We start from the raw sequence: 17,563 nt of genomic DNA, 5'->3' as shown, positions 1-17,563 counted from the left end.
ATGTGGAATGAGGTATTAACTTGAAACGCAATGACAAATTATCATTGAATAAGGGGATGATAGGACCAGAAAATATTGGACCTACATTTCCGATTCTTCCACCAATTTATATTCCAACCGGAGCAACAGGACCAACTGGAATAACGGGACCGACCGGAGCGACAGGGATAACAGGAGCAACCGGAATAACGGGAGCAACCGGAGTAACAGGACCGACTGGAATAACGGGACCGACCGGAATAACAGGAGCAACCGGAATAACGGGAGCAACCGGAGTAACAGGACCGACTGGAATAACAGGACCGACTGGAATAACAGGACCGACTGGAATAACAGGACCGACTGGAATAACAGGACCGACTGGAATAACAGGACCGACTGGAATAACAGGACCGACTGGAGTAACAGGACCGACCGGAGCAACGGGACCAATTGGAATAACGGGACCAAGCGGAATAACGGGGCCGCCCGGAATAACAGGAGCAACCGGAATAACAGGACCGACCGGAGCAACAGGACCAATTGGAATAACCGGGCTAACCGGAATAACGGGACCAACCGGAGCAACGGGGCCGTCCGGAGCAACAGGAGCAACCGGAATAATGGGACCAACTGGAGTAACCGGGCTAACCGGAGCAACGGGACCAACTGGAATAACGGGATCGCCCGGAATAACGGGACCAACCGGAGAAACAGGCCCGACCGGAGAAACAGGCCCAACCGGAATAACAGGCCCAACCGGAGAAACGGGACCGACCGGAGCAACAGGCCCGACTGGAATAACGGGGCCGACCGGAGAAACGGGGCCAACCGGAATAACAGGCCCAACCGGAGAAACAGGCTCGACAGGAGAAACAGGCCCAACCGGAATAACAGGCCCAACCGGAGAAACGGGGCCGACCGGAGCAACAGGCCCTACTGGGGGTATTGGTCCTATCACAACAACCAATTTGTTATATTATACTTTTGCAGATGGAGAGAAACTTATATATACAGATGCCGATGGGATACCTCAATATGGTACAACGAATATATTATCGCCTAGTGAAGTTTCATATATTAATTTATTTATTAATGGAATAATGCAACCACAGCCATTATATGAGGTGAGTACTGGTAAATTAACTTTATTGGATACTCAACCTCCATCGCAAGGATCTTCAATTATATTACAATTTATCATTATTAATTAAAAGGACAGATCCTTAATGAAAAGGAATCTGTCTTTTTTTGTTTTATATTTAAATAGTTAAAATTAAGTGAAGGTACATTCAATTTCTAGCTGTCATAAATGGTTGAATGATAGGAATTTTAACTTCAATCCTTTTCACAGTGTATTGGAATAAAATATAAAATGAATTTTTCAATATATTATATGAGAGTTCTCTATAATACAAACGGCTTCATGCTTAAAAAGAGAACACAATCTTAGTAAAGAAATAATGTATATTTATATAAAAAAATAGCACTGTTAATTGTTGAGTATATTCAAATTAATATGTGTATTTAAACCTAAGAGATAAACGTGGAAAAATAAAATAAACCCGTAAGTTTAGGTATTTAATCTAAGCAGTCAATTATTAAAAACATATAATTAATATGTGAGTCATGAACATAATTAAATAGCGTTTGTAAGTTTAATTATATTTCATGTTTCCTATTTTAAGTCAATATATAACATATTTTTTTACAACTTTATGATCCTTATAATAGGAAAAACTCAAATATAAAACAAGTAAGGAGGACATAAATGACAAACAATAATTGTTTTGGTCATAACCACTGCAATAATCCGATTGTTTTCACTCCAGATTGCTGTAACAATCCACAAACAGTTCCAATTACTAGTGAGCAATTAGGTAGATTAATTACTTTACTAAACTCTTTAATAGCGGCTATTGCAGCGTTTTTTGCAAATCCAAGTGATGCAAACAGATTAGCTTTACTCAATTTGTTTACTCAACTATTGAACTTACTAAATGAATTAGCACCTTCCCCAGAAGGGAATTTCTTAAAACAATTAATTCAAAGTATTATTAATTTACTACAATCTCCTAACCCAAATCTAAGTCAATTACTTTCTTTATTACAACAATTCTACAGTGCTCTTGCACCATTCTTCTTCTCTTTAATTATTGACCCTGCAAGTTTACAACTTTTATTAAACTTATTAACTCAATTAATTGGTGCTACTCCAGGAGGCGGAGCAACAGGTCCAACAGGTCCAACAGGTCCAGGAGGCGGAGCAACAGGTCCAACAGGTCCAACAGGTCCAGGAGGCGGAGCGACAGGTCCAACAGGCCCAACAGGAGCGACAGGTCCAGCAGGTACTGGTGGAGCAACAGGTTTAACAGGAGCAACAGGTTTAACAGGAGCAACAGGCTTAACAGGAGCGACAGGCCCAACGGGAGCAACAGGTTTAACAGGAGCAACAGGTTTAACAGGAGCAACAGGCTTAACAGGAGCGACAGGTCCAACAGGAGCAACAGGTCCAACAGGAGCAACAGGTTTAACAGGAGCAACTGGTGCAACTGGTGGCGGAGCTATTATTCCATTTGCTTCAGGTACAACACCATCTGCGTTAGTTAACGCGTTAATAGCTAATACAGGAACTCTTCTTGGATTTGGATTTAGTCAGCCTGGTGTAGCTTTAACTGGTGGAACAAGTATCACATTAGCATTAGGTGTAGGTGATTATGCATTTGTAGCACCACGCGCAGGGGTTATTACGTCATTAGCTGGTTTCTTTAGTGCAACAGCTGCATTAGCTCCATTATCACCTGTTCAAGTGCAAATACAAATATTAACTGCACCTGCAGCAAGCAATACGTTTACAGTACAAGGCGCACCTCTTTTATTAACACCAGCATTTGCCGCAATAGCGATTGGTTCTACAGCATCAGGAATCATACCTGAAGCTATTCCAGTAGCAGCTGGGGATAAAATACTGTTATATGTTTCATTAACAGCAGCAAGTCCAATAGCTGCAGTTGCTGGATTTGTAAGTGCAGGTATTAATATCGTTTAATTTGTTACAATGTTTAGTAGGAAATTAAACAGGGGTTTGTATATAGTCCTTCCTAATAAATTTAGGAAGGACTATATTTTTTGAGGAAATAAGTAATAAATCAATTGAATAATTACTCTTTATTAAGTTCGTATAAAAAAGTATAATTTACCCTTTCTCATTTAAGGCATAAGTTATGTAACTTTAAAAATTTCCGATCAGCAAAAAAAGATGAATTCTTTTAAAAAAGAATTCATCCATAAAATAAACTATTTATTTTTATTGCAGTTACATCCTTTTTTCTTTACATAGCCTTGCTCGGCTAAGTCTCTTTGCGATTGGGAATTGGAAGATTGAGAATTGGAAGATTGAGAGGATGCTGAAGAGCTACTATTTTTATTATAAGAGTAGTTTTTTCGATAGTTATAATTACTCATAGTACTATCACCTCCAATTTAATATATAAATATTATATGTATGTACACTATCAATTGTTACTATTTTTAATAGGAAGAGAAGATACAATAAAAAAATCTCCTCGGTATTTTCCTAGGAGATAAACTGTGTTTTTTTGAAAATTTACAAATTAATAGCCCCAGTAAAGAGGAAAGTAATAAGAATCTTGGTGATGCGGATTATGTTGTTGAGCGAGGGGCTGGGTTGGATAATTTTTCGTTTCACGGTTTTGATTGCAGTTTGCCGGAGGACCAATTACAGTAGTTGATTGAATAGGGGAAACCGCTTGTTTCCATTGTTGTTCATTGAGGCAGTAAGTATGGGCCATCATATGAGCCGGAGTTAATCTTAAAATATCAGAACCGAAAATAACTTCTGGCGCTGGGGCATTGAAAATAGCTAATAAATGAGTATTATCTGCTGTAGCAATTTCATAATGCCACCACGCTTGTGGAATGTTGGCAACTTGCCCCGGTTTTATCGGTAAGTTTAAAATTTGATTCGTAAATGGATTAAGTAAAGAAACAACAGCAGACCCTGAAATACAATAAACAAGTTCAGCTGCATTTTGATGAATATGTGGTTCTACAACATTTCCTGTACTTAAATAAATATCTAATAAAGAAGTATTTTCTAAAGTATTTAATTGTTTAATACCGAGTACATTTATATAATTTTGGGCATCTTTCCGAAAAAAATTACTTTTATTTACATCATAAGTAAAATTGGTTGAGGGAGAGGTATAGTCGATGTTGGCAGTCAATTGTATTACCCGCCTTTCTATAGGGAAGTTAGGTTACAAAATTAGGATATGAGTCTAGTCTTTGTTTTGTGCTGTTGTCGGCAGCTTAATAAATTCACTTATTTCATAAAGAATAAGGTGTTAATACTAAACTATATTCGTATTCCCATTCATACTTTGGATTGATGGAAAAAAGTAATGAAAATGTTAATTTAAAAGTACATCAATCATTTATAAGGAGTGAATGTTCATGTCATTTAGTGAAATGATTAGAAATGAAGTACTCAGCTGGGCGGGTGTTTCTGAAAAACCGCATCGATTTGGTGGTATTGAAATAAATTATGGTAAGAAAGAACTTGGCCATCTTCATGGTGATAAATTAGCTGATTTACCATTTCCGAAGTTAAAGCGAGATGAATTAGTGAAGCAAGGATTGGTAAAACCACATCACGTATTACCTGAATCAGGATGGATCAGTTATTATATAAAGAGTGAAGAGGATATTCCATTTGCAATTGAGTTATTTCGTATGCAATATGACCGAATTAAAAAGTAATGAAATAAAGTAGGGTAATAAAAATTTATTTTCATGTCACATCCCTCCTTAATCGTTCGTCTTGTATGTAGAACGATAAGGAGGGATTTTATTATGAATACATTTGATGTAGCAATTATTGGCGGTGGGCTTGCTGGATTAACAGCATCTATATATTTAGCGAAAGCTGGAAAGAAAGTGATTGTATTAGAAAAATCCAGTCAATTCGGTGGCCGAGGGATGACTATAAATAAAAATGGAATCTGCATGAATCTTGGTGCACATGCTTTATATAGAGGCGGAGCAGCGTTTATAACTTTTAATGAGCTCGGTTTGAATCTTCCAGGTGGAATACCATCTACAAAAGCACATGGAATATGGAAAGGGGATATATTCACCATCCCAACAGATTTTCGCTCAATTTTATCAACACCACTACTTTCGTGGTCTGCAAAAGTACAATTCTCACGTCTTATGATTCGTTTAGGAAATTTAGATGTAGGAGAAGTTCCGAAAATGAGTCTAACTACATGGGCAGAAAATGAAATAAAAGATCCAATGGTTCGCAATATATTTTATGCGCTATGCCGGACAACAACATATACGTTTGCTCCTACAATACAATTAGCATCATCTGTACTAAAGCAAATACAGCTTTCTATAAAAGCAGGAGTGCTTTATGTAGATGGTGGTTGGGAGACGATAATAACAAAATTAAGAGATTTAGCGAATGATGTCGGGGTAAAATTTTTGGCTAAAAAGCATGTTTTGGAAATAGAGCATTATGAAGATAAACAAAGAATACATTGTGTTGATGATGAGGTTTTTGAAGTAGGTACAGTCATCGTGACGACTCCGCCAAAAGAGGCTTGTAAAATAATAAAAGGTGCAGAAGGAACAAGTTTGCATAGATGGAGTGAACAATCGGTACCGGTTACTGTTGCTGCATTAGATATTGGCTTGAGACAATTACCCAATCCTACACATCAATTTGTATTAGGATTAGATCAACCTATATTTTTCACAAATCAATCGAGAGCAGCTAAATTAAGTGAAGATGGATCAATTGCAGTGAGTCTAATTAAGTACCATAATCCTATGCTAGAGATGAATCATATTCATGAAGATAAAGAACAGTTGGAAAGTACGATGGAGTTGTTACATCCAAATTGGAAAAGAGAAGTTGTTGCACAGCAATATTTACCGAAAATAACAGTAGTACATGATTTTCCTCATATTGACCGTGTTGAAAAGCCGGGTCCTAATATACCTGAAATGCCAGGTGTTTATGTTGCAGGAGATTGGGCAGGGCATGATGAAATATTAGCTGATGCTGCGGTAGCAAGCGGGAAACGTGCAGCGTTACACATTTTAAAGCAATATGAAAGTGAGGCAGTTCATCATGGAAACGGAGCAGTTATATGAAGCGTATCAACCATTATTATTTTCGTTAGCATACAGAATCCTTGGGAGTGTTATGGATGCTGAGGATATCGTTCAGGATGTATTTATCTCGCTAAATAATATAGAAGATCCTCAATCTATAGAAAATATGAAAGCATATTTATGTAAGATGGCGACAAATCGTTCAATTGATAAATTACGATCGGCAGCGCATAAACGTAACGTGTATGTAGGGATGTGGTTGCCAGAGCCAATTGTAGAAGAGAGTGATGAGCCATCAAAGTCATTTATAATGAAAGAATCCCTTTCCACCGCATATTTATTACTTTTACAACAATTATCTGAGGTAGAAAGGATTGTTTTCATATTAAGAGAGGTTTTCAGTTATGAATACGAAGAAATAGCTTCAATTGTTGATAAGAGTAGTGTGAACTGCAGGAAAATCTTTCAACGTGCTCGAAAAAGCATGTTGGAGAAACCGAAGCAATCAAAATTAAGCACGGAGAAAATGGCTTCTTATGTTGAAAAGTTTGTATCATCATTACAGTGTGGGGATGCGGAAGGTATGTTAGAAGTATTAAAAACAGATGCTATACTCAAAGCTGATGGTGGTGGTAAAGTTACGACTGCTATTAACCCGATTTATTCTGCGGATCGAATTATACGTTTGTTCTTTGGGATTGCACAACGATTGACAGAAGAGTACACTGTTGATTTCAAAATGGTCAATGGTATACCAGGAGTTATAGTTACAATAAATAATAAAGTAACTTATGTTCTTTCGTTTGCATTTGAGGATGAGAAAATTTCAAATATTTATATGATGGTTAACCCTGAAAAACTTATGCATTTAAATGTAAAAATATAAAAAAGCGCATTTCTTCAGAAATGCGTTTTTTTATTATTTTTCTAACATTTCAAGAGGTACATCTTTTTCGCCAGCTACCTCAAATTTAATTTCCCCGTCTTCTTCATAAATACGTGTAATAATCGGTATAGTAATCATTAATTTTTTATGCTGCTTTCGTTTTCGAGCAGCATCTAAGCTAATCACGTTCATTTGTAAGCATCCTTTCTTCTGGAAATATATAAACAAAGAAAATGCGTCCGAAAAGGGCGCTTAATTGAATTTGAAATACCGATTCATTTAAATGGGGTTTATATAATTTAATAACTGCAATTTTAATATGAAATAATATGAATGGAATAATTGCACGTAGAAATTAACTTTACCAAAAAACGAAACAATATGCTATAAAAAATTATAAATCTTTGTCATATAACAGGAAAAAGGTTTTTGTTTCGCATATAATAAAAAGTAGACGGGCAGCAAGAGCTTTTTCATCATATTGCTTTGGAAAGGCGATGAAAAAAATGGATACGTTAGATTCATTATTATTTCAACTTGAACAATATGGAGAAGAGCATGATCGAAATAAAAAAACACGGGAAGAAAAATTACGGAATATTACTCGTGAGATGGGGCAATTTTTATCAATTTTAGTAAAAGGGTGTAGCGCAAAAAACATTTTAGAAATCGGAACTTCTAATGGCTATTCTACATTGTGGTTAGCTAATGCGGTAGAAGAAACAAATGGAAATGTAACAACTGTAGAGCTTTCTTCAGAACGAGTTGGAGAGGCACTTGTCAATTTTGAAAAGGCAAACCTTTTACAAAGGATTGATGTTCATAATCAAGAAGCAGGGGCATTTTTAGATGCGCAATTAGATCATTCATTTGATTTTATTTTCCTAGATTCAGAGCGTACGCAATACATGTGGTGGCTTGAGCATATAAAACGCATTTTACAACCAAAGGGTTTTCTTGTTGTTGATAACGCAACCTCTCATGCGAGTGAATTAGATGAGTTTATAAAAATGATAGAAGAAGATGAAATGTTTGAAACGGTTTTATTGGCATTTCAAAATGGAGCATTTGTAGCGCATAAGAAGAAATAGGGTATAGCGTAATATAATTATCACATTGAAAAAGGGTGTATGTCAAAAGATTGAGTACAGTAGGATAGGAAGAACATAATTTATAGTAACATACGAAGAATCCGCCTTCAGCATGTCGTTCTCTAGGTCTTAAGTCTGAGGAAAATTATGTTGATTACAGGTATACTTATAGTAAGAAACAGGGAATGACTGCATAAACAGGCATTTCTAAAAAAATCGATTTCAAGCAGTCAGAATGTATATGAAATACGATATAATTGATGAAATATAGTGCATATAAATTCGCACATATAAATAAAGGAGCGATTTTGTTGACTGAACTCGAGAAAAAAGAACCTGTATCCATTGTGAAAGATAATAATGTAGAAGTAGTAGTTGATACAGTTATAAAAGATGAAGAATTAGAGGAACTAAATAAAGAAGCTGATCTTTATGTACAAAAGTTAAATAGCGAGCAAAATACAGATTTATCAAAAGTATTGTCTCAGCTAGGAGATTTAGGGGATAAAGAGCAACAAGCAGCAGGACAAACGTTGTCAGCATTAAAACGTCCTGTAACAGCGATGATGAATGGAAAAAACGAAGAAATTCCAAATACATTGTTAGAATTACGAAAAGTGGTATCAGAACTTGATCCGAATTCATTAAAAGCAAGTGGTATGAAGAAAATTATGTTTAAAGTATTCAAGAAAAACCCACTTGAAACATACGTGCATAAATATCAATCTATAGATAAGCAAATTGAGGAGATTATAAGATCCCTTCTAATTGGTCGTGACAACTTACAAGAAGATACAGTTGGTCTTGAAATGCTTAAAGAGCAATCGCATGATAAAATTCACGCTCTTGATAAGCAAGTATACTTAGGGAGAAAACTTGCTGGCATGCTGGAAGCTGAGAAACAAAATCCAGAACGTCAAAGAGATATTCCATTAATTAACGATGCGTTAGAAAAGATACTTGTACGTACACGTAATATGCAGCAAGCGAAAAGTGTTTTATTACAATCTATCGCATCTGTAGACATTATTAAGAAAAATAATGAAAAGTTAACAGAGGCAATTCGTAATGCAATTACGATGACGCAAAACGTTGTAACGGTTTCAGCTGCTATTCAGTTAGCGTTAACAAATCAACGGAAAACAATCGATGCAGTGAATGCGACAAATGAAGCAATTGAATCGATGGTATTAAGTAATTCTCAAGCGTTAAAACAAAATACAGAAGAAACGACAAAATTGCTTGAAAACCCTGCTATTAGCATGGATAAATTACGTGAATCATTCCAAAATGTGTTCGCTGCAATTGAAGCATCTGAAAAATCGTCAGAACGTATTATCGAGTCAAGTAAGAAGTTCGTTATTGAACTAGACACATTTAATGATGAGATGAAGCAGAAACTCATTCAGCGTCCAAGGAAATAACGGATTATTAGAGGAGGTGAACAAATGAGTTTCATTCAAACAGTATTATTACTACTCGGTACATTGCTTTTAATAGCATTTACTGTCGTTGTTTTAGTCGTATATTTCGGACGGAAGCTGTATTTTTCATGGACGAAGCCATATAAAAGAGCGCAAGATTCTTTAGACAAGTTATCAAACAAATCAATACCGTTTCTACAAGAATTTACACAACATCCACTGTTTTATCGTTGGATTCGCACTGAAGGAAAGAAAGAACAAAATACATTAAATACTCTATTTTGTGCATCAGGTCAACGTACGAGAGAACAAGTCTTCTCGATGTTACCGAAAGAAAAGCAGAAAAAAGTGCATGTAATGGCAAAAACTACGAAAAAGCTTACGAATGAAGATATTGATGTAGCTGCGATGAAAGTGAAAGATTTCTTAAGACAAGAAACACAGCAAACTGTAAAACCGACAGACTTATCATTTTACAAATTGTATTTTTATGACCGTTATCCAGACGCATTAAATACAATTCAAGCGTATAAACGCTCAATAAATCCTTCATTACAAAGAACGGTTGATGATATTACAATTTCAGTATTGAATGCACTTCCGTACTATCAAGAGCAACGCATGTTTGAACAACAACATAAACTTGAAACGTTCTTATTGAAAGATTTAACGGCTATGTTATCGTTGGTAGTACAATTACCGCCTTCACAAAGACCAGAGAAGGAAGAAGAACTGAAAATCTACTTAGAAAATTTCCAAAAAGAAATGGAAGTAGTAGAGCGAGATATTCGCGACTCAATTGATCACGATTTAAATGTGAAGATGAGAGCAGCGACTGAGAAGTTTAAGAATAAATAGAAGAGATCGCCTAAAAAGTTGAATGTTTCAGCTTTTAGGCGTTTTTTTTGAATTGAGGGAGTGTAATCTTTTGTGAAATTGTATATACAAACGTTAATAAATGGTAAAATATAGAGTGTTTTTTTATACTTTGTGTAAACAATTATTATAAAAGGGGTATGATATTGTGCTATTTGAGTTAGTCATACTATTTGTAATTCTATTTTTATTTCTTGGCTACCCTATTAGTAAAGCTTGGGATAGTTTCCAATCGAAGAAGGAGAATTCCTCAAGTATACTAAAGTTCGAGCCGCAGGAAATATTATCAATGGGTTTGAGTTATTTTATCTTTGGTTTAGGTATTATGTGGAATGCAAATGATGTAAGAGCAGGAATACCATTACATAAATTTGAAAAGAACGGAATGATGTCTGATCAATATGCTTCTTTAGCCCATGACTACATTGCGATAGTAGTTCTCTTAGTTATTTTAGGTGGAGTTTCGTATTGGAGATTAACAACAGGATTAATAAAACTTTCACCAATATTTTATATTTTTTATAGTACTTTAATGATAGTAAACATTGTATATACATTCATCTATATTACCCATACAGGCTTTGCCTTTTATACGGAATTAGGAGGATTGAGATACATTCCAGTCTTTTGTATTCAAGTTGGAATGCTTGCCTTTAGTCTATTATTCTTAGCTAAATTAAGAAATACATTAGGTTATTTCATACAATCTCAGAATGAGAAAGATTATACGCAGAGCAACAGAATTATATTATTGCTGTATCGTATTTCTTTTGGATATCAAAAAATGGCTACAGTCTGGATGAGAAGTTTATTTCCTGTCTTGTTAATTGTTCAATTTATTTTAATACTGTTTGGCCAAAAACCAGATAGTTTTATAAGAGTGTTTATGGAAACAAGTAGTTTTAATTATTCTAAGATTCCTGCCCCAAGTCCTCAAATTGTCTCCGGCGATGGGCATTATTTATGTACAGTTTCTGTGAAAGGCCATAAAAACATCGTTAAGCCATTACGAGCAGGAATTAGGCATGGGGAAAGAATTACAGTTAATCGACAGTTATTAATTGCGAACGCTTTTGAAAATGTAATTGAGGAGCGGGTACCAAAATGTCATAAAGTTATTCGTAATTTTTATGATAAATACGGTTATCCGATTAGTAAACATATTAATACGAAATGGTCGGCTGATTTTGTTTATATTTTAATGAAGCCACTAGAATGGTTCTTCTTATTTGTACTTTACACAGTAGATAAAAACCCTGAGAATAGAATTCATATTCAATATAGTGAACTACGAAAATAAAAGTAAGAGCCCGCATTCAAAAAAATGGGGGCTTTTACTTTTATTTTGCTTGAATAGTAGATTTACTAGAAGCCACACTTTCATTATGCAATCGATCAACTGCAGTTACGACATACGTATACGTTTCTCCAGAAATAACTGTTTTATCTACATAAATTTCTCCAAGTTTTGTTTTTCTTACAGTAGTAAGTAAATTTTTCGGATTTTGTATATCCACTTCATTTTTCCCATTCGCGCGGTAAATAGCGTAATAAGCAGAATCATTATCTCTATTGTCAATGATACCGATTGCAATACCTTCATCTCTTGGAATGGCGCCTTTTAAAGTCGGTTGTTTTGGTGGATCATGATCAAGCCAAGGCATAGGCGGGATTAATGCAGGATATTTATATATGTCTTTTGAGAGTCTATCTTTAACTCCAAGTGGATTGTTATTAATATCTTTTAAGCTAAAATGCATACTACCTTTTATTTCAGGATATAGCCGGTTTAATGCAATTTGTCTTGGATATTCTTCTGGATCAGACCAAGCAGGGACGGAGTTATTATTAATTTTATAGGCCGCTTGACCGATGTATAGGTGAATCGGTTTGTTATTTGTTTCTTTAACCCACCAATCTACTAATATGTCATATGCAGCTGGGGTGAAACCTATATTCCAATATATTTGCGGTGTAATGTAGTCAATATATCCTTTTTGTATCCACTCACGTGTGTCAGCATAAAGGTCATCATAGTTTCTTTGGCCTGCGGTTGTGTTAGAGCCAGTCGGATCGTCAGCTATATTTCTCCATACGCCGAACGGACTAATGCCAAACTTTACATATGATTTTTCTTGTTTTATAGCAGTATTTAAATCTTTTACAAGTTCATTTACATTGTTACGTCGCCAATCTTCTATATTTGTAAATCTACCGTTATTATATGTTTCGTACGTTTTCTGATCTGGAAATTCTTCACCGGCTACTTTATATGGATAAAAATAATCATCCATATGCAGCGCATCAATATCGTAATTTTGCACGATTTCTAAAGCACCTTCTGTTATAAATTTTTTCACTTCTGGAATACCGGGATTGTAATATAACTTTCCGCCATAAGAGACAACCCAATTGGGATGTTGCCTTGCAGGGTGATTATTCGATAATCGATTTATATCGGTGTGATTCATCGTTATTCGGTATGGGTTAATCCAAGCGTGGAATTCTATATTTCTTTTATGAGTTTCTTCAATCATAAATGCAAGCGGGTCATAACCAGGATCTTTTCCTTGTGTTCCTGTAATGTATTCAGACCAAGGACCGTAATTTGAAGGATAGAAAGCATCAGCGGTTGGTTTAATTTGTACAACAACTGCATTCATACCAGTGCTTTTTACATCGTCTAATAATCTTATAAATTCTTGTTTCTGTTTTTCAATGGGTAAGCCAGTTTTTGAGGGCCAATCAATATTCAGAACAGATGCAATCCATACAGCACGTAATTCATGTTTTTTGTATGCAGTATTTACTTCAGCATAAGTAGAGTGAGGGGGAATGAAAGAGAAAGGGATGAACAAGATGACGATACAACATATCATTAATAAACGTTTAACGATCATTTATACGCCTCCCTATCATATGATTATTTAAAATAATATAGGAGGCGAGGTTGACTTTGCAATAGAGAAAATTGCATATTGAAACATTAATTTAATAGGAAAAATATTTTTAATGAAATTTACTTTCATTATAACTAAATTCATTTACTACTTCATATGCTTGTTAGTAAAGTGAAACTTCCTTTCATTTGAAGGGTAATAAATTATAAGTATAGGAGGATTAATAAATGAAAGTTTTGTTCGTCTGTTCTGGAGGAATGTCCAGTGCAATTGTTGTAAACGCTTTAAAAAAAGAAGCGGAGAAAAATGGTGTGAACATGGAAGTGCATGCAATTGGAACGAATGAGGTAGAGGAAGAAGTAAAGAATGACTGGGATGTCGTAATGGTGGCACCTCAAATAAGACACCGATTTGACTCTGTAAAAAAATTTGCAGAGGAGGAATCTATTCCGTGTGGCATCATTCCACCGCAAGCGTACACGCCACTTGGAGGCCCGACTTTATTAAAAACTGTAAATGAATTAATTAGTTAGGGGGAAGCGTTATGAATAAGTTTGTCACGTTTCTTGATAAAAACTTATCTGGCCCGATGGCAAGGCTTTCTGAGCAGAGGCATCTACAAGCAATCCGTGATGGAGTTATTTCGGCGTTACCATTTATTATAGTAGGAAGCTTTTTTTTAATAGTAGCATTTCCACCACTGCCGAAAGATAGTTTCATATCGGTTTGGGCATTAAAGAATCAAACAAGTATATTGATACCATATCGTTTAACTATGTTTATTATGTCCTTATATATAGCATTTGGAATAGGATATAATTTAGCGAAAAGTTATAAATTAGATGCTTTATCAGGAGCACAGCTTGCGGTATGTTCACTACTTTTAACATTAACGCCTGAGTTAATTGATAAAAAAGGATTCATGCTTCCGATGACAAATCTTGGAGGTCATGGATTATTTGTGACGATGATCGTCTCTATTTTATCAGTTGAGATTTTAAGATTTTGTAAGAAGAATAACGTAACGATAAAAATGCCAGAACAAGTACCACCGTCAGTATCACGTTCATTTGAAGCACTTATACCTGCAGCATTCGTTATTATTATTATGAGTCTTATTACAGTCGTTTTTAAAGTTGATTTACATTACGTTGTAGATAAACTAGCCGCACCGTTAGTAAAAGCTGGTGATAGTTACTTTGGCGTTATTATACCTGTATTTTTAATTACGTTTTTCTGGTCTTTCGGGATACACGGAGTATCAGTTGTAGGTACTGTGGCAAGGCCACTTTGGGATGTGTATTTAGGAAAGAACGGTGAAGCTGTAGCAAGTGGAGCGAGTCATTTTCCGTTTATTGCACCAGAACCGTTTTATCAATGGTTTATTTGGATTGGTGGTTCGGGTGCAACGTTAGGGCTTGTGTTAGCTATGATTGTATTTGGTCGATCAAAATATTCGAAAGCATTATCGAGAACATGTATTGTCCCTGGGATTTTTAATATAAATGAACCGGTTATATTCGGTTTGCCGATCGTATTAAATCCAATTTTAATTATTCCTTTCGTCATTACACCGTTAGTAACAGCTACTATAGCGTATGCTGCAACCGCAATGGGATTTGTAACACCAACGCATATTATGCCGCCATGGACATTACCTGCTCCAATCGGTGCATATTTAGCAACAGGTGGAGATTGGCGTGCGATTGTATTAGTTTTTATAAATATAGCAATATCGTTCCTTATTTATTTACCATTCTTTAAAATGTACGACAAAAATATGCTTGAAATTGAAAAGAATGGTGACGGAGAGTCGGTTAATCCTTAATCTGCATGCTGTTATTTTGAGTGATAGACTTTTTGTCTATCACTTCTTTCACATTAAAATTAGAAAGGGGGAAATTGAATGAATATAAAATTTAGTTATAAAGGTGTGTTTTTATTATTATTTGGAGTGATTTGTGCAAATTTACTTTTTGTCCCTTTATTAGGCATGCTAAATTTATCACAAATGCATAGTATCTGGCTCGTTACAAGTATTGCGGCAAGCGTTTTGCTTACGGTAGTTGTTTCTTTCATTGATGGATCGTTTGCATCGAAAGCTCAGTTGTTTTTTAGATTTATATTGTTTTCGATTGGTTGTACGTTGGTTACTTACATGATTGTTTTTTAGTAAATAGGAGGTCATGCACGTTATGTATATTGCAGGGGTAATGTCTGGTACTTCATTAGATGGAATAGATGTAGCGCTCGTTCATATAGAAGGAAGTGGTGTAGATTCTAAAATCGAACTCATCCATTTTACTACTGTTCCATTTTGTAATGATATGAAAAATGAGATCCAACAAGCGTTATCAATTGAAACTTCGAATGTCCAACTTATATGTAGCTTGAATTTTAAACTTGGTTTATGCTTCGCCAATGCTGTAAAGGAAGTTTGTAAAGAGGCCAATTTTCCTTTGAGACAATTAGATTTAATAGGCTCTCACGGACAAACGATTTATCATCAGTCAAAGCAAGAAGAGAATATTATTTCTTCAACATTGCAAATTGGGGAACCAGCAGTAATAGCATATGAAACAAACACGACGGTTATCTCGAATTTCCGAACGATGGACATGGCGGCAGGGGGACAAGGTGCACCACTTGTACCATATTCAGAGGTTATTTTATATCGGCATCAAACTAAAAATAGACTACTACAAAATATTGGCGGGATTGGTAATGTTACAGTTGTTCCAAGTAAACGAAGTAAAGAGAGTGTTATTGCTTTCGATACTGGACCAGGCAACATGGTAATCGATGAAGTATGTCAAAGATTATTTCATGTACCATATGATCAAAATGGTTGGATTGCAAAGGAGGGGGTAGTTGTAGATGAAATTTTAACATACTGCATGAACCATCCATTTTTGAACATGAAACCACCAAAATCAACAGGTAGAGAACAGTTTGGAGAAGCGTTTGTGACTGAATTATTGAATCGATTTAAAAAGCATAGTAAAGAAAATATATTGGCAACTGTCACGATGTTTACAGCATGTTCAATTGTTCATCATTATAAGGCGTTTATTTTGCCGTATTATGAAATTGATGAGGTGATTTTAGGTGGTGGTGGAAGTTATAATAATACACTTGTTGAAATGTTACGGAATGGATTAAGAGAAGAGAAATGTAGCATATGTATACAAGAAGATATTGGTCATTCTTCAGCAGCGAAAGAAGCAATTGCATTTGCTATTTTAGCAAACGAAACGTATCATCGTAATCCGAGTAATGTGCCGAGCGCAACAGGTGCTAAGAATTCCGTAATTTTAGGGAATATAACATTCCCTCCATACGCAGATGAAAATGAGGCGAACATATGAAGTATATGATTGGAGTAGATGGCGGGGGAACGAAGACCGAGGCAATTGCATTTGATCAAGATGGAAATGAAGTTGTAAGAGGTACGAGCAGATTTGGAAATGTATTAATAGATTTTGATCAGGCACTTTTGCATATTATGGAAGCAATTAATCAATGCCAGAAGAGTTTAATAAATGAGCATTGCGTTTGTATTTGTTTAGGGTTAGCTGGTATAAGCGGAGCGAATACAAATGAATTAACATTACGTTTAAAAAAGAAATACGGAACAAAAATTGAAATTTTTAATGATGCAATGATCGCACATGCAGCTGCTTTAAAAGGTAAGGAGGGAATATTAACTATAGGTGGTACAGGTGCAATTTGTATAGGAAAGAAAGGGGAAGTATATCAGTATAGCGGTGGATGGGGACATATTTTAGGAGATGAGGGGAGCGGATATTGGATTGCATTACAAGCTTTAAAGAAAATGGCAATTCAGTTCGATCAAGGAATCAGTCTTTGTCCATTGAGTTTGAACATTCAAAGGCAGTTTCAACTTTTGACACCGTCTCATATAAAAAGCTTAGTATATACTTCTTCTAAAGATAAAATTGCAGCAATCGCGCCATTAGTTATTCAGGAAGCGAGAAATGGCAATGATGATGCGCATGAAATTATGATGCAAGCTGGAAAGGAATTGGCAAGGATTACAGTAAGTGTTTATAACAAGTTGAACTTTAAGCACTCAACGCCAATTGCAGTAAGTGGCAGTATATTACGTTTAGTTCCTGAAATATTTGCTGTATTTAAGAAATGCTGTGAAGATAGTATGAAAGAAATTACATTCGTATCACAAGCAGAAATGGCAGTGAAAGGAACATATTATTTAATGAGGGATATATATTTTTAAAA

General features: G+C 35.4%; 17 protein-coding genes. 14 read left to right on the top strand and 3 right to left on the bottom strand.

The features are described 5' to 3' along the window. The first annotated feature begins 20 nt into the window (after positions 1 to 20). On the top strand, positions 21 to 1,193 hold the full coding sequence (locus EBQ15_RS08785) for a DUF4183 domain-containing protein (protein WP_125653112.1): 1,173 nt from the start codon (positions 21 to 23) through the stop codon (positions 1,191 to 1,193). Between the two features lie 557 nt (positions 1,194 to 1,750). Further along, on the top strand, positions 1,751 to 3,028 hold the full coding sequence (locus EBQ15_RS08780) for an exosporium glycoprotein BclB-related protein (protein WP_000183798.1): 1,278 nt from the start codon (positions 1,751 to 1,753) through the stop codon (positions 3,026 to 3,028). A gap of 565 nt (positions 3,029 to 3,593) precedes the next feature. Here EBQ15_RS08780 and EBQ15_RS08775 read toward each other — a convergent pair. Further along, positions 3,594 to 4,226 (bottom strand): cupin domain-containing protein, encoded by a 633-nt coding sequence (locus EBQ15_RS08775; RefSeq protein ID WP_000126321.1) that lies wholly within the window; start codon positions 4,224 to 4,226, stop codon positions 3,594 to 3,596. A gap of 229 nt (positions 4,227 to 4,455) precedes the next feature. Here EBQ15_RS08775 and EBQ15_RS08770 point away from each other — a divergent pair, with 229 nt between their 5' ends. From EBQ15_RS08770 to EBQ15_RS08760, 3 genes are all read left to right on the top strand, one after another. Beyond that, positions 4,456 to 4,761 (top strand): luciferase domain-containing protein, encoded by a 306-nt coding sequence (locus tag EBQ15_RS08770; protein ID WP_000010317.1) that lies wholly within the window; start codon positions 4,456 to 4,458, stop codon positions 4,759 to 4,761. A gap of 93 nt (positions 4,762 to 4,854) precedes the next feature. After that, positions 4,855 to 6,165, top strand: coding sequence for a phytoene desaturase family protein (locus tag EBQ15_RS08765; protein WP_001091200.1), 1,311 nt, complete (start codon positions 4,855 to 4,857; stop codon positions 6,163 to 6,165). Continuing rightward, the gene (locus EBQ15_RS08760; protein ID WP_000447142.1) at positions 6,143 to 7,012 is read left to right on the top strand and encodes a sigma-70 family RNA polymerase sigma factor; all 870 of its coding nucleotides are present in this window, start codon (positions 6,143 to 6,145) and stop codon (positions 7,010 to 7,012) included. The genes EBQ15_RS08765 and EBQ15_RS08760 overlap by 23 nt, the downstream gene beginning before the upstream one ends. Positions 7,013 to 7,045: 33 nt before the next feature. Here the strand turns inward: EBQ15_RS08760 and EBQ15_RS31105 are convergent, their stop codons facing one another. Then, positions 7,046 to 7,204 carry a hypothetical protein gene (locus tag EBQ15_RS31105; RefSeq protein ID WP_001100984.1) on the bottom strand — a complete coding sequence of 53 codons (159 nt, stop codon included), beginning with the start codon at positions 7,202 to 7,204 and terminating at the stop codon, positions 7,046 to 7,048. Positions 7,205 to 7,509: 305 nt separating this feature from the next. On the opposite strand from EBQ15_RS31105, the gene EBQ15_RS08755 reads away from it, so the two are divergent. From EBQ15_RS08755 to EBQ15_RS08740, 4 genes are all read left to right on the top strand, one after another. Further along, a complete protein-coding gene (locus tag EBQ15_RS08755; protein ID WP_001999789.1) occupies positions 7,510 to 8,103 on the top strand; it encodes an O-methyltransferase in 594 nt (197 codons plus the stop codon). Positions 8,104 to 8,414: 311 nt separating this feature from the next. Further along, positions 8,415 to 9,527 carry a toxic anion resistance protein gene (locus tag EBQ15_RS08750; RefSeq protein WP_000137408.1) on the top strand — a complete coding sequence of 371 codons (1,113 nt, stop codon included), beginning with the start codon at positions 8,415 to 8,417 and terminating at the stop codon, positions 9,525 to 9,527. A 24-nt stretch (positions 9,528 to 9,551) separates the two neighbouring features. Continuing rightward, positions 9,552 to 10,385: a DUF3974 domain-containing protein gene (locus EBQ15_RS08745; protein ID WP_000008376.1), complete on the top strand. Its 834-nt coding sequence runs from the start codon at positions 9,552 to 9,554 to the stop codon at positions 10,383 to 10,385. Positions 10,386 to 10,551: 166 nt separating this feature from the next. Further along, complete coding sequence (locus EBQ15_RS08740) at positions 10,552 to 11,703, top strand: DUF6688 domain-containing protein (protein WP_000895916.1); 1,152 nt, start codon at positions 10,552 to 10,554, stop codon at positions 11,701 to 11,703. 40 nt (positions 11,704 to 11,743) lie between these two features. On the opposite strand, the gene EBQ15_RS08735 is transcribed toward EBQ15_RS08740, so the two are convergent. After that, positions 11,744 to 13,303, bottom strand: a complete 1,560-nt coding sequence (locus tag EBQ15_RS08735) for a glycoside hydrolase family 10-like protein (RefSeq protein WP_000636011.1) — start codon at positions 13,301 to 13,303, stop codon at positions 11,744 to 11,746. Between the two features lie 227 nt (positions 13,304 to 13,530). Here EBQ15_RS08735 and EBQ15_RS08730 point away from each other — a divergent pair, with 227 nt between their 5' ends. The 5 genes from EBQ15_RS08730 to EBQ15_RS08710 all read left to right on the top strand — a co-directional run bounded on the left by EBQ15_RS08730 (position 13,531) and on the right by EBQ15_RS08710 (position 17,561). Further along, a complete protein-coding gene (locus EBQ15_RS08730; protein WP_000865905.1) occupies positions 13,531 to 13,836 on the top strand; it encodes a PTS sugar transporter subunit IIB in 306 nt (101 codons plus the stop codon). A gap of 11 nt (positions 13,837 to 13,847) precedes the next feature. Then, complete coding sequence (locus EBQ15_RS08725; RefSeq protein ID WP_001032289.1) at positions 13,848 to 15,131, top strand: PTS sugar transporter subunit IIC; 1,284 nt, start codon at positions 13,848 to 13,850, stop codon at positions 15,129 to 15,131. Between the two features lie 78 nt (positions 15,132 to 15,209). Beyond that, positions 15,210 to 15,476, top strand: a complete 267-nt coding sequence (locus EBQ15_RS08720) for a hypothetical protein (RefSeq protein WP_001021966.1) — start codon at positions 15,210 to 15,212, stop codon at positions 15,474 to 15,476. Between the two features lie 22 nt (positions 15,477 to 15,498). Further along, entirely contained in the window at positions 15,499 to 16,671 is a 1,173-nt protein-coding gene (gene anmK, locus EBQ15_RS08715; protein ID WP_000274973.1) for an anhydro-N-acetylmuramic acid kinase AnmK, read from the top strand. After that, on the top strand, positions 16,668 to 17,561 hold the full coding sequence (locus EBQ15_RS08710) for a BadF/BadG/BcrA/BcrD ATPase family protein (protein WP_000876614.1): 894 nt from the start codon (positions 16,668 to 16,670) through the stop codon (positions 17,559 to 17,561). Before anmK ends, EBQ15_RS08710 begins: the two co-directional genes overlap by 4 nt. The last annotated feature ends 2 nt before the right edge of the window (positions 17,562 to 17,563 follow it).

The organism is Bacillus sp. 2D03, from assembly GCF_003946765.1.
In the GTDB taxonomy this organism is placed as follows: domain Bacteria; phylum Bacillota; class Bacilli; order Bacillales; family Bacillaceae_G; genus Bacillus_A; species Bacillus_A cereus.
Note: the sequence above shows the minus strand (reverse complement) of the source record. Positions and strands in the feature narration are given on the sequence as shown.

What these genes read in the sequence shown, in the direction of transcription:
- EBQ15_RS08780 (WP_000183798.1), top strand. Translation starts at nt 1,751, where the DNA reads ATGACAAACAATAATTGTTTTGGTCATAACCACTGCAATAATCCGATT.
- EBQ15_RS08760 (WP_000447142.1), top strand. Translation starts at nt 6,143, where the DNA reads ATGGAAACGGAGCAGTTATATGAAGCGTATCAACCATTATTATTTTCG.
- EBQ15_RS08710 (WP_000876614.1), top strand. Translation starts at nt 16,668, where the DNA reads ATGAAGTATATGATTGGAGTAGATGGCGGGGGAACGAAGACCGAGGCA.
- EBQ15_RS08735 (WP_000636011.1), bottom strand. Translation starts at nt 13,303, where the DNA reads ATGATCGTTAAACGTTTATTAATGATATGTTGTATCGTCATCTTGTTC.
- EBQ15_RS08720 (WP_001021966.1), top strand. Translation starts at nt 15,210, where the DNA reads ATGAATATAAAATTTAGTTATAAAGGTGTGTTTTTATTATTATTTGGA.
- EBQ15_RS08755 (WP_001999789.1), top strand. Translation starts at nt 7,510, where the DNA reads ATGAAAAAAATGGATACGTTAGATTCATTATTATTTCAACTTGAACAA.
- EBQ15_RS08725 (WP_001032289.1), top strand. Translation starts at nt 13,848, where the DNA reads ATGAATAAGTTTGTCACGTTTCTTGATAAAAACTTATCTGGCCCGATG.
- anmK (WP_000274973.1), top strand. Translation starts at nt 15,499, where the DNA reads ATGTATATTGCAGGGGTAATGTCTGGTACTTCATTAGATGGAATAGAT.
- EBQ15_RS08765 (WP_001091200.1), top strand. Translation starts at nt 4,855, where the DNA reads ATGAATACATTTGATGTAGCAATTATTGGCGGTGGGCTTGCTGGATTA.
- EBQ15_RS08770 (WP_000010317.1), top strand. Translation starts at nt 4,456, where the DNA reads ATGTCATTTAGTGAAATGATTAGAAATGAAGTACTCAGCTGGGCGGGT.
- EBQ15_RS08730 (WP_000865905.1), top strand. Translation starts at nt 13,531, where the DNA reads ATGAAAGTTTTGTTCGTCTGTTCTGGAGGAATGTCCAGTGCAATTGTT.
- EBQ15_RS08745 (WP_000008376.1), top strand. Translation starts at nt 9,552, where the DNA reads ATGAGTTTCATTCAAACAGTATTATTACTACTCGGTACATTGCTTTTA.
- EBQ15_RS31105 (WP_001100984.1), bottom strand. Translation starts at nt 7,204, where the DNA reads ATGAACGTGATTAGCTTAGATGCTGCTCGAAAACGAAAGCAGCATAAA.